Origin of the sequence: Clostridioides sp. ZZV15-6598 (genome assembly GCF_020657705.1) — a bacterium.
GTDB classification, from domain to species: Bacteria; Bacillota; Clostridia; order Peptostreptococcales; family Peptostreptococcaceae; genus Clostridioides; species Clostridioides difficile_F.
Genome location: NZ_JAGWCS010000119.1, coordinates 1 through 12,525, shown reverse-complemented (window position 1 = coordinate 12,525; position 12,525 = coordinate 1). Strand labels below are relative to the sequence as shown.

General features: G+C 27.7%; 9 protein-coding genes and 1 other annotated feature. Of the genes, 4 read left to right on the top strand and 5 right to left on the bottom strand.

Annotated features, from left to right (window positions below; all coding sequences use genetic code 11):
- Nucleotides 1-134: 134 nt before the first annotated feature.
- The gene (locus tag KGF50_RS17110) at nt 135-2,006 is read left to right on the top strand and encodes a tetratricopeptide repeat protein (protein WP_227849184.1); all 1,872 of its coding nucleotides are present in this window, start codon (nt 135-137) and stop codon (nt 2,004-2,006) included.
- 93 nt (nt 2,007-2,099) lie between these two features.
- On the opposite strand, the gene KGF50_RS17105 is transcribed toward KGF50_RS17110, so the two are convergent.
- Nucleotides 2,100-3,035, bottom strand: coding sequence for a magnesium transporter CorA family protein (locus KGF50_RS17105; protein WP_227849183.1), 936 nt, complete (start codon nt 3,033-3,035; stop codon nt 2,100-2,102).
- Between the two features lie 518 nt (nt 3,036-3,553).
- Between KGF50_RS17105 and KGF50_RS17100 the strand changes: the two genes are divergently transcribed.
- Nucleotides 3,554-4,066, top strand: coding sequence for a flavin reductase family protein (locus KGF50_RS17100; protein ID WP_227849182.1), 513 nt, complete (start codon nt 3,554-3,556; stop codon nt 4,064-4,066).
- A 314-nt stretch (nt 4,067-4,380) separates the two neighbouring features.
- Here KGF50_RS17100 and KGF50_RS17095 read toward each other — a convergent pair whose 3' ends face one another.
- The 3 genes from KGF50_RS17095 to thrC form a co-directional block, all read right to left on the bottom strand.
- Nucleotides 4,381-5,439, bottom strand: coding sequence for an NAD(P)H-dependent flavin oxidoreductase (locus tag KGF50_RS17095; protein WP_413926830.1), 1,059 nt, complete (start codon nt 5,437-5,439; stop codon nt 4,381-4,383).
- Nucleotides 5,440-5,565: 126 nt separating this feature from the next.
- Complete coding sequence (thrB, locus tag KGF50_RS17090) at nt 5,566-6,459, bottom strand: homoserine kinase (protein ID WP_227849181.1); 894 nt, start codon at nt 6,457-6,459, stop codon at nt 5,566-5,568.
- Between the two features lie 9 nt (nt 6,460-6,468).
- Entirely contained in the window at nt 6,469-7,950 is a 1,482-nt protein-coding gene (thrC, locus tag KGF50_RS17085) for a threonine synthase (RefSeq protein ID WP_227849180.1), read from the bottom strand.
- A gap of 106 nt (nt 7,951-8,056) precedes the next feature.
- Nucleotides 8,057-8,286 (bottom strand) — a binding site (T-box leader).
- A gap of 875 nt (nt 8,287-9,161) precedes the next feature.
- On the opposite strand from thrC, the gene trxB reads away from it, so the two are divergent.
- Nucleotides 9,162-10,070 (top strand): thioredoxin-disulfide reductase, encoded by a 909-nt coding sequence (trxB, locus tag KGF50_RS17080; RefSeq protein ID WP_227849179.1) that lies wholly within the window; start codon nt 9,162-9,164, stop codon nt 10,068-10,070.
- A 93-nt stretch (nt 10,071-10,163) separates the two neighbouring features.
- Here the strand turns inward: trxB and typA are convergent, their stop codons facing one another.
- Nucleotides 10,164-11,987, bottom strand: a complete 1,824-nt coding sequence (gene typA / locus KGF50_RS17075) for a translational GTPase TypA (RefSeq protein WP_227849178.1) — start codon at nt 11,985-11,987, stop codon at nt 10,164-10,166.
- A 214-nt stretch (nt 11,988-12,201) separates the two neighbouring features.
- Here typA and KGF50_RS17070 point away from each other — a divergent pair, with 214 nt between their 5' ends.
- Complete coding sequence (locus tag KGF50_RS17070) at nt 12,202-12,444, top strand: hypothetical protein (protein WP_227849177.1); 243 nt, start codon at nt 12,202-12,204, stop codon at nt 12,442-12,444.
- The last annotated feature ends 81 nt before the right edge of the window (nt 12,445-12,525 follow it).

Genomic DNA, 12,525 nt, shown 5'->3' with positions numbered 1-12,525 from the left:
TTATAAAATTTAAAATTCAATATTACAATATAGTGACAAAAGGTAAAAATTCAATATTATAGCATTAATTATGGTTTATAATGTATAATAATGTTTGAGAGAATATATTTTATAAAATGGGTAGGTAGCGAATAATGAAAAACACAAAATTTTCTATAAGAAAAATAAAAAATATATCTAGTGACCCAAAAGTTATACATACTAAGGGAGCTCTTTTTGAAAAGATGGGAAAGACAGAAAGTGCAATAGAATTATATAAAAGTGCAGCATTAGATAATTATGTAAAATCTCAATATACTTTGGGAAATATATATGAAAATAAAAAGCAATTTAAAGAAGCAGAAAAATGGTATTCAATGGCATATAAGAATGGAAGTGAAGATGCTGCATTTGATTTAGGTAATATGTATTATAGATTAGAGGGATATGAGTATGCTATATACTGGTATGAGAAAATAGCTACTATAGGGTACTTACAAGCACAAAATAATTTAGGTGTATGCCATTTTAAAATGAAAGATTTTATAAGATGTGAAAAGTGGTTAAAAGAAGCAGCAGATAATAATCTCGGGAAAGCTTGTTTTAATCTAGGAGTATTGTATACATTCTTAGAAAAGGATGATGAGGCATATGAATATTATAAAAAAGGTTCTGTACTTTTAGATGATGATGCTAAGTATAATCTAGCAATATTAAATGGCAAAAAGAAGGACAATAAGTCTACCGTAAGTTTATATAAACAATTGTATAAGTCAGGTCATATGAAAGGTTGTTTTAACTTGGGTATGATTATGGAAATCAATGATAATTTGGAAGAAGCAGAAAGATATTACAAAAAGAGTGCAGATAGAGAAGACGTAAAATCTGAGTATCGACTTGCATATGTATATGATAGAAAAGAAGAATTAGGAGATGCAATTTATTATTATGAAAAAGCAATAGAAAAAAATCACACACTTTCTAAATATAGGCTAGCAAATTTATATAATAGAGAGAATGAAATAGAAAAAGCAAAGACTTATTATAAAATGGCAGCAGAAGACGATATAACAGAAGCTAAAAACAATCTAGCAGGTATATATTTTGAAGAAAAAGATTATGAAAATGCTATAAAGTTCTATGAAGATGCTATAGCTGTTGGATGTAAAAGTTCTCTTGAGAATCTTGGAGACTTATATTATCAAAATCAAGAGATAGAAAAAGCAGTTTCGTATTATTCTAGAATTCCAAATAATGTATCTTGTCAAATAAAATTAGGGAATATATATGAAGATTTAAATAACATAGAAGAAGCTATAAGTTGGTATAAAAAAGCATCTGAAAATGGAGATACTAAATCTAGCTATAGATTGGGATGTATATATGAGAATTTAGGCAATACAAAAAATGCTAGAAAATACTTTGAGATGGCAAGTAGTAAAAATCATATGAATGCTCGTATACATTTAGGTAGAATTTATTTTAGAGAAGGAAAACTAGAAGAATCTAAAATGATGCTTGACACACCTGCTAATGAAAACAATGTATATGCTCAACATATGGTAGGCCTTATTTATGATATGTTTTACAAAGATTATGTTAATTCTAAATATTGGTATGAGAAGGCTAGAGCACAAGGTTGTGTTGAGGCAATATATAATTTAGGGCAAATTTATTTAAAATTAAATGATGATGCAGAAGCTGAGAAATATTATAAAGAAGGTATTAAATTTGGGAGTAAGAAGTGTGAATATATGCTTGCGGGGCTTTACTACAAAAAAAGTTTAGATATGTATGTTTCTTTAGCAGATGAAGAATATGATAACTGTGGAGAAATAGTAGAAGATTTCCCTAAACTAAATATAAACTTTGATGAAGTATTAATTCCGCCATTTAAATTACAAGAAGAAATAGTTGATGAAGAAGAGTATGTTCCAATTTATATATTGAACATAAAAGAAAGTTTAGACTCAATGTTAGAAGGTCTTGAAACTGAAATGAGTATAGATGAAGAATATGATAATTAAAAAACCTGATAAAAAGAGTATTTTTAAAATAAATAAAAGCCATTGGAGTAAATGTAAATTAATTAACTCTAATGGCTTTCTCTTATTAATATTTTATAATAGCTTGTTTCTTGACATAAAAAATGTAATTATTATACATATTATAGAAGTAATGAGCATAATTATCCAAAATCCATTTGGGTTATCAGAAAACGGCATATTGATAACATTCATACCAAAGAATCCTGATATTATTGTAGGTATTGAGAAAATTAGTGTAACTACTGTTAAAAATTGCATAACATTATTTTGATTATTACTTATAATTGCACTGAAAGCATCCATAATTCTACTCAATATATCTCCATATATTTTAGCCATGTCAAGAGCCTGTCTATTTTCGACTATAACATCTTCTAAGAGGTCTTCATCATCTGGATATTTCTTTATACCCGCAGTTCTAACCATCTTGTTTAAGACCAGTTCATTGGATTTTAAAGAGGTAGAGAAGTATACTAAAGACTTTTCTAATTCCAATAGTTGTACTAGTTCTTTGTTTTTCATAGATTTGTAAATTTCTCGCTCTATTATGATTGTCATTTTATTTATTTTTCTTAAGTAATGCAAGTAATAAGCTGCATTTTTATGAAGAATTTGAAGCAAGAAGCGAGTCTTTTTAAATGTAAAGAAGTCTTTAATGTGACCAACTATAAAGTCATTTAAAATCTTAGTTTGTGCATTGCAAACTGTTATAATAGCTTCTTGAGTTAATATAATACCTAAGGGTATTGTAGTATAATGAGAAGAATTAGAGTCACTTTCGTCTACTGGTATATCTATAAGTATAAGAGTATGATTGTCTTCAACATCTATTCTTGAGCGCTCTTCTTCATCTAGTGCAGATTCTATACTTTCTACATCTATATTTAATAAATTAGAAATTTCGTTGATTTCACTATGATTAGGTTCAACAAGATTTATCCAACAGCCATCTTCAAAAAAACTAAGTTTCTCTAATTTTGAATCTATAGTTTTGTAATATCTTATCATGGCAACACATCCTTTATTCAGTTTTATATAAATCTCATCATTTAATAGTATCTATTAATTAACTAATTTATATAACTGAATATCTGTATTAGTTTTAAATTTAGATATTATTAAGTGATGAAATTGTAAAAAATTCTCTCCGCAACGGACTAGTATCCATTGCTCATCACTCTCCTTATTTATTATTTTATACAGGCCTATATACAAAAGAAGTATTTTAAGCACTCTTTAATATAATACCTTTTCCAGGTATATAAATCAAGTTTTGATTTAGTCAAATGATATTTTTGTCATAATTTACATGTAAAACATAATAGTCATATTTAACTGAGATAAAGTATATATATATTCTGAGTGAAAATATTAAATATATTAGAAAATGAATAGGTATCTATATCCTTACTTCTTTATAATATATTTAATAAAAAATACTTTATTTTCCAAAGTAAATTCTAGTAATAATTTATGATGAAAATAAAAGTATTATCAATATAAGAGAATGAGAGGTTATTAGAGATATGAGTGAATTTAAAGAGATTATGTCAGAGGAAATTAAAAGTAATCCATTTAAGTTAATAGGTAAAGACTGGACATTGATAACAGCTGAAAAAGAAGGTAAAGTAAATACAATGACTGCTAGTTGGGGTGGACTTGGAGTTATGTGGGGAAAAAACGTTGCTTTTGTAGTAATAAGACCACAACGTTATACTAAAGAATTTATAGATAGTACAGATACATTTTCTCTTACTTTTTTTGATGAAGATTTTCGTAAAGAACTTTCTTATTGTGGTAAAGTATCTGGTAGAGAAGAGGATAAAATATCTAAAACAGGATTTAATGTAGAACATTTAAATGATACACCTTATTTTAAAGAAGCAAAGTTGGCTATTATATGTAAAAAAATGCACTGTCAAAAAATTGACCCACAGTGTTTTATTGATGAAGAAATAGATGGAAGATGGTATCCACAAAAAGATTATCATACTCTATATGTAGCTGAGATAACAAATGTACTTGTAAAAGAAGATTAAACAATATGTAATGATATGATTGTATCAGTAAGCCATATTATAGAAAGCAAAGAAAATTTAATTATGATATGTAAGTGATTGAGTTTTTATATATGAGATTTTCTACAGTTGATTGGAAAATAAATTAGGTAAGAGCAAGTGAAATTTTGAAATATACTATTAATAATGGCGTAAATTATATTTATATAGTACCTTAATAAAAATAAAGATGAGAATATAAAGAAGCTAAGGATATAAATATGTTAATATAGATTGATTAGTAACATATTTAAAAATCCTTAGCTTGATAAAAATTTAATTTGTAAGTTTTCAAATTATAATTCAGAAATTAATTCATTGATAACATCTTCAACAGAACTTAACTTATCAATTTTATATGCATTATTGCCACAGAATAAAAGTGAATTTTCTACATCTCCTTTAACAGCATTAATTAATGCTTGAGAAATACAGTATGGTGTTTCTTTTGGGTTACAAGGAATCAAACAGTTGTAACATTTTTTTATCTCTGGACGATTTGTTTTAACTTCTTCTATAAATTTATTTCTTATAGCACGTCCAGGAAGACCTACAGGGCTTTTAACTATGTGTACATCTTCTTCTGTAGCATTTATATACGCCATTTTAAAGTTTTCATGTGCATCACATTCATAAGTAGCAACAAATCTCGTACCAACTTGTACACCACTTGCTCCCATATCGATATATTTTTTTACATCACTACTAGAAGTTATACCACCAGCAGCAACAACTGGAATGTTCTTACCAAATTTTTCTCCGTAATTATTTGCAACTTTTAATATCTCAACAAATTCCTTATCATAGTCTATAGAATCTATGTTATCAAGCTCCTCATTAGAGTATCCAAGATGACCACCAGCTTTTGGACCTTCAACAACTATTAAGTCAGCAGTAGTTTTATCTTTTCTATCCCACATTTTTAAAATTACACGGGCAGCTTTTGCAGTAGAAACTATAGGTGCTATTTTTACATTACTTCCTTTTACCAAAGATGGTAGTTTATTAGGAAGTCCAGCCCCAGATATTATAAGGTCTACACCAGCTTTAACAGCTTCTTTTACATATGTTTCATATTCTTTCATAGCCACCATGAAATTAATGCCAATAATGCCACCATTTGAAATTTCTTTCGCTCTAGAAATATGTTTTTTTATAGCTCTTAAATTTGCATTTATAGTGTTAGTCTCAAAATCTTCCTCATCATAACCAATTTGAACCCCAGAAACTACACCAACACCACCAAGCTTAGCAACAGCACCAGCAAGTGATGATCTAGATATACCAACGCCCATTCCACCTTGAATTATAGGAACTTTTGCAACTAAATCTCCAATTATTAACTCTTTTATGATAATCCCTCCTCAATGTAAACATGTTTAAAGAACTAGATTATAATACTTAATATTATTACCTAGTCCTAATTATTATACTACAAATTATAATAAAAGAGTAGTTATATTTTATATGTGAGACAATAATTATATAATATTTAAAACTGCTCCTTTAGAATCACAACACAACTCTTTTATTTCCCAATTAGATTTTAAGTTTGATAGATATTCTCTCAGATTATCCACGAAATTATCATCATTTTCTTTTATCAAAGCCATTATAGTAGGTCCAGCTCCACTTAAGAATACGCCAATACTATCTAATTGTTCAGATTTTTTAACAATATCATTGTAGTTTTCAATTAAAGTACCCCTATAATCTTGATGCAATTTATCTTGACAAGCGACTTTAAGAAGGTCAAAGTTTTTGTTTAACAGAGCAGACACAAGTAAAGCGACTCTACTAACATTAAACACTCCATCAGAATATGGTATTTCTTTTGGTAAAACACCTCTAGCTTTTTCAGTTGATAGTTTAAAATTAGGTATCATTGCACAAAATTTGAGTTCATTAGGGATTTCTATAATATCATAGTGTATATTATCATTATCAGTAACAGAAACAACCATATTACCTAAAATAGCAGGAGCAACATTATCTGGATGTCCTTCTATTTCTGAAGCTATATTTAACAACTGACATTTATCTAAATTAGAATTTGATAGAGCATTTGCAGCTATAACACCAGCAACTATACAAGAGGCACTACTACCAAGACCTCTACATATAGGTACATCACTTTGGATTTTTATTTTGATACCAGCAGGTATTTTAGCTGGCTTAACTTTATCAAAGAAGTATTTCATAGATGTATAAACTAAATTATTTTCATTTTTGTAGGCATCTTCACAACCTTCTATTTCAAGACCGCTTTCGATTTCTTCAACATAAAATTTATTATATATATTTAGAGCAATTCCAAGACAATCAAATCCTGGACCTATATTTGCACTTGTTGCAGGAACTATAATTTCTAACATAATAATCACCTATACCTTTAAGAATTTTTCTATAGCTATTTTTAATTCATCTTTTTCATAAATATCTTTATGTAGTATTTCTGCATTTTGAAGATTTCTAATAGGTTTTGGTATATCTACCTCAGCAATATTTGATAATCTATCTATTATGGCAAAATCATCAAGATTTCCAAAATTAGAGTCTATAGACTTTAAAACATCTTCAGAAAACTTAAATGGGCTTGCAGTACTTACAATAACAGTTTTTGTGTCATCAGAAGTTTCTTTTTTGTATTTTTCATAACAATTATATGCAACAGCAGTATGAGTATCAATTAAATAATTGTAATTTTTAAAAACATTATTTATAGTGTTTTTAACTTCTTCCTCATTAGAATATTCGCCATAGAATGAAGCCAGATTTTTTTTCATATCTTCATTTATTTTATAAACTCCATCATCATTAAGGTCAGATAGAAGTCTGCTTACAGTTTCAGTATTTCTATTTGAGATTTCAAATAATAATCTTTCTAAATTACTGGAAATTAATATATCCATAGAAGGTGAAGAAGTCAATTTCAATGCTCTATTTTTATCATATACACCAGTTTTAAAGAAATCATAAAGCACATTATTGTCATTTGATGCACATATCAATTTATTTATTGGAAGCCCCATTTGCTTAGCATAATATCCAGCTAAAATATTACCAAAATTACCAGTTGGTACTACAAAATTTATTTTGTCATTTAACTTTATTTCATCACTATCTACCAATTTCATATATGAATAAAAATAGTATGCGACTTGAGGAAGAAGTCTTCCTATGTTAATTGAATTAGCAGAAGATAATATATAATTACTATCTAATAGTTTTTCATTAAATTCCTTATCAGAGAAAATTCTCTTTACACCAGATTGTGCATCATCAAAATTTCCTTTTATACCAACTACATATGTATTTTTTCCAGTTTGAGTCTTCATCTGAAGTTTTTGCACTGCACTTACACCATCTTCTGGAAAGAATACAATTATTTTTATCTTGTCTATATCTTTAAAACCTTCAAGTGCTGCTTTTCCTGTATCTCCAGATGTAGCAGTAAGAATTACAACATCTTTTTCTAAATTATCTTTTTTAATAGATGTTTTAAGAAGATGAGGCATTATAGTAAGTGCCATATCCTTAAATGCTAAAGTTGGACCATGATATAATTCCAAGAAATAAGCATCATTTACTTTATTTAATGGAGCGATACTAGTACAATCAAATTTTTCGTCATATGCATTTGTTATACAATCCTTAATTTCAGCTTCAGTAAAATCACATAAAAATTTACTAAGTACAAAAAATGCTATTTGGGAATAAGTTAAATTTACTAAATCTATAAGTTTATTTTTTACATTTGGAAATTCACTTGGAACATAAAGACCACCATCGTTTGAAATTCCTTTTATTATTGCTTGTGATGCAGTTACTTTTTCTTTGGTGCTTCTTGTACTTGAATAATACATTTCTATAATCCTCCATATATTTTAAATTTTTAATTAGCTAATTAAACTAGATACAGAATATTTTAAAAACTGAATTTAGATAATAAAAAAAGACCCTCATCCCTAAAAAAGGGACGAGAATCTGTTTCCCGCGGTTCCACCCAAATTGATTTTAAAAAATCCACTTGATACTTTAACGTAAGTAGTAAAACGTCTATTCTTACTAAAATCATAAGATAACTTCAGATAGAAGCTCCTAGGTAGTTTTCAATCTTTCTAGTTAAAGAAACTTTTCAGCTAATAGTTTCCTTCTCTGGTAACCGATTCAGATTTACTCTTCCTAATCAAAGCCTTTCAATATTCTTAATATTATTAATTATTCTAGAATATAAAACAGACAAAGTCAAGCATTAATATAAAAATTTGGGAAAAATATTTTTTGAAATGTAAAAAAATTGTAATCAAATTGACTTCTAAGAGAATATTTTTTTAACCTTTTTAAATCTATAAAAACTTGGATTTTCATGGAAATGAAGCATATTTCAATAAAATTTAATTAGAAGATAAGAGTTACATCTCTGTAATATTACAATTTTATACTACACTATATTACAAAAAAAGTTTACAAAACTTTAATTTGAAAAATGTAATTATATGGTATATCATATAAATATAGATGAATAGCGTTAATATTTAAACAATTAATTGTATTTGACTTAATAAAAGTATATAAATTTTAATTTGAAAAAAATACTATGTAAAATTACAAATATGTTCAAATTAAATTCACAAGTATTTCACATAATAAGAGTATACTGTAAACAAAAGGAGGTATTAAATATGGGAATAGTACTTATAACAGCAGCATTAGTTTTGGTTATGTATGGACTTTCAATTCTATCATATATATCAGAAAGCAATATATTAGAAGATACTGTAAATGATAACCAATAAGGTTTTAAATTATATAAATAAGTAGAACTGTAAGTAAAAATTACTTTTTATTTACAGTTTTTTTATATATTTATTAAATAAAGTTAACATATAATTAAATAAAGTTAAGATGTAAAAAATAATACTTTATTTATAGCTATCAGTTTTTAAATTAATATTTTCTATAAACTAACAAAAAATAATGTTTTGTTTATAGTATATATGGATAATAATAGTAAAGTATAAGAATAATGAGAATAATATATAAGAAATAATAATATAAAGAGAGGTAAATTGTCATGGTAGATATTATTGTAATTGGTGCTGGACCAGCAGGTTTAACTTCAGCAATTTATGCTATGAGAGCAGGCTTAAGTGTAACAGTCTTTGAAAAAAGTATTTATGGAGGTCAAGTTGCAAGTACATCTGAGGTAGAGAATTATCCAGCAGTTCAAAAAATTTCTGGTATAGAGTTTTCTACTAACATATATAATCAAGCAGTCGCTCAGGGTGTTGATATTCAGTTTGATGAAGTAGAAGAGATAAATCTAGAAGATAAAGTAAAAATTATTAAAACAGCATCAGGAGAACATAAAGCAAAGGCTGTTATCCTTGCAAATGGAGTTGAAAGACGTAAATTAGGATGTATTGGAGAAAAAGAGTTTACAGGTAGAGGGGTATCTTATTGTGCAACATGTGATGGAGCCTTTTTTAAGAATAAAGAAGTTGCAATCGTTGGTGGTGGAAATACTGCACTAGAAGATGCTTTATTCTTAGCTAATAATTGTACAAAAGTGTACTTAATTCACAGAAGAGATGACTTTAGAGGTGAAGAAGTATTAGAAAAGTCAGTAAAGGCAAGAAAAAATATTGAGATACTTTACAGTCATGGTGTAGAAAAAATAGAAGGTGAAAAGACAGTATCAAGAATAGAAGTAAAAGACTTAAAAACTGAGGAGAAAAGAACTATAGATGTAAGTGGTATTTTCATTGCTATAGGACTTAAACCTAACAATAAAATGTTTGAAAATGTTCTTGAGTTAGATGAAGGTGGGTATATAGTTTCAGATGAGTCCTGTACAACATCAGTTGAAGGTGTATATGTAGCAGGAGATAGCAGAACTAAGTTTTTACGTCAAATAATAACAGCAGCTTCAGATGGTGCTATTGCAGCTGTCCAAGCAGCTAATTATATAAATGTTGAATAAATATAACTCTTAAATAAAAATAGCCATATAACACTATAAAGAAAATATATCTTTAAGTATTATATGGCTATTTTAGTAAATAGATGTTAGAATTTATTTACCTTGTCTAGACTTATTATATCTTAATCTATCATGTTCATTTAATAATCTTTTTCTAAGTCTTATAGAATCTGGTGTAATTTCAACTAACTCATCATCTTCTATAAATTCTAATGCTTCCTCAAGAGTGAATATTCTAGGAGGCGATAATTTTATAGCATCATCTGAACCAGAAGCACGTACGTTACTCATTTTCTTGTTTTTACAAGGATTAACTACCATGTCATCTTTTCTAGAATTCATACCAATTACCATACCTTCATAAACTTCTACGCCAGGATCTACGAACATAGTAGCTCTATCACTTAAAGCATTAAGAGAATATCCCATAGTAACACCAGGACCTTGTGCTATTAAGACACCATTTCCTCTTGACGGTATTTCACCTTTAAATTCTTCAAATTTTTCAAATGAACGAACTAGAGTACCTTCTCCACGAGTAGCATTTATAAACTCACTTCTATATCCTAAAAGACCACGAGTAGGAGCTAAGAATTCTATTTTTACATAGTCTCCTTCTATTGACATAGATTCCATCATACCTTTTCTCATATTCAATTCATTTATAATAGTACCTGAATAAACTTCTGGACAGTTTACAATAACTCTTTCTACTGGTTCCATTAATTTTCCATCTTCTTTATGCATTAAAACTTCAGGCTTAGAAACACCAACTTCATAACCTTCACGTCTCATATTTTCAAGAAGTATAGATAAGTGAAGCTCTCCACGTCCAGAAACTTTATATCCATCAGTAGTATCAAGAGGTTCAACTTTAAGTCCTACATTTACTTCAAGTTCTTTTTCAAGTCTGTCTTTTAAATGTCTAGTTGTAACGAATTTACCGCTTTTTCCAACAAATGGAGAATCATTTACTAAGAAGTTCATAGAAAGAGTAGGTTCTTCTATTTTTATCATTTCCATAGGAAGTGGATTATCTAAATCACATAGAGTTTCTCCTATAGATATATCAGGAATACCAGATATAACAACTATTTCTCCACTAGTAGCTTCATTCACTTCAACTTGTTTTAAACCTTCATATACAGAAAGTCTTGATACTTTTCCTCTAGATACAACAGAACCTTCTCTACATATAGCAACTTGTTCATTGCTTCTAAGTGTTCCTTTATAGATTCTACCTATACCAAGTCTACCTACATAATCATCATATGCAAGAGCTGATATTTGGAATTGTAGAGGTTCATTGTCGTAATCAGGATAAGCTTCAACATGATTTACAATAGTTTTAAATAGCGGAGACAGGTCTTCACTATCATCATCCATTTCAAGTTTAGCTATACCTTGTTTAGCTATTCCATATATTATAGGGAATTCACATTGTTCGTCTGTTGCATTTAAGTCAACAAATAAATCGAAAACTTCATTAACTACTTCTTCCGCTCTTTGGTCTTTTTTATCAATTTTATTGATAAATAGTATTGGTTTTAAACCGAACTCTAAAGATTTTTGTAAAACAAATCTAGTTTGAGGCATTGGGCCTTCGCTTGCATCAACTAGTAAAATAACTGTGTCAACAGTTTTCATAACACGTTCAACTTCAGAAGAAAAGTCGCTATGTCCTGGTGTATCAACTATATTTATTTTATAGTCTTGGTAGTTTATTGCACAGTTTTTTGAATATATAGTTATGCCTCTTTCTTTCTCAAGGTCGTTGCTGTCCATAACGCAGTCTTTAACTACTTCATTTTCTCTAAAAACACCACTTTGAGAAAGGAAAGCATCAACTAATGTTGATTTTCCTGCATCAACGTGGGCAATAACTGCGATATTTATAATTTTATGTTTTTGTGACATTTTTGTTGCTCCCTTCGATTAAAATAACTTATTAATTATATCACAATATAATATTAGGTACAAGGAAAAATAGATTAAAATGCATTAATATAATTCAAATTAGGTAAAAATGTTGATTTCAAATATATAAATTTATTTTGTTTAAAAAAAATTTTTAGACAAATAATAAATTTATAAATGAAAATATTAATTTAAAAGTAGAGGATGATATATATTGGAAGTAACTAAAATAATCATTAAATATTTTACCAGTGAAAGTGATACTTTTGTAAAAGAGGAAATAGATAATTTTGACGAACTTTTAAGATGGTCAAAAAAGTTTATTGAGGGTAAAAAAATAGAAGAAGATGTTTTATATATAAAATCTAAAGAAAACTATAAAGTAAATGTAGTTAAGTTTATAGAAATTAAAGAATTGGAGATAGTAAGAAAACAACAGATACCTCCATACATGTAATAATAAGATTGCTATAAATTGGAATATGTGGAAATAATTTATTATAAAAAAAAATTTATAAAATTTATATTTGGGTATAAC

What these genes read in the sequence shown, in the direction of transcription:
- trxB (WP_227849179.1), top strand. Translation starts at nt 9,162, where the DNA reads ATGGTAGATATTATTGTAATTGGTGCTGGACCAGCAGGTTTAACTTCA.
- KGF50_RS17110 (WP_227849184.1), top strand. Translation starts at nt 135, where the DNA reads ATGAAAAACACAAAATTTTCTATAAGAAAAATAAAAAATATATCTAGT.
- thrC (WP_227849180.1), bottom strand. Translation starts at nt 7,950, where the DNA reads ATGTATTATTCAAGTACAAGAAGCACCAAAGAAAAAGTAACTGCATCA.
- KGF50_RS17105 (WP_227849183.1), bottom strand. Translation starts at nt 3,035, where the DNA reads ATGATAAGATATTACAAAACTATAGATTCAAAATTAGAGAAACTTAGT.
- typA (WP_227849178.1), bottom strand. Translation starts at nt 11,987, where the DNA reads ATGTCACAAAAACATAAAATTATAAATATCGCAGTTATTGCCCACGTT.
- thrB (WP_227849181.1), bottom strand. Translation starts at nt 6,459, where the DNA reads ATGTTAGAAATTATAGTTCCTGCAACAAGTGCAAATATAGGTCCAGGA.
- KGF50_RS17100 (WP_227849182.1), top strand. Translation starts at nt 3,554, where the DNA reads ATGAGTGAATTTAAAGAGATTATGTCAGAGGAAATTAAAAGTAATCCA.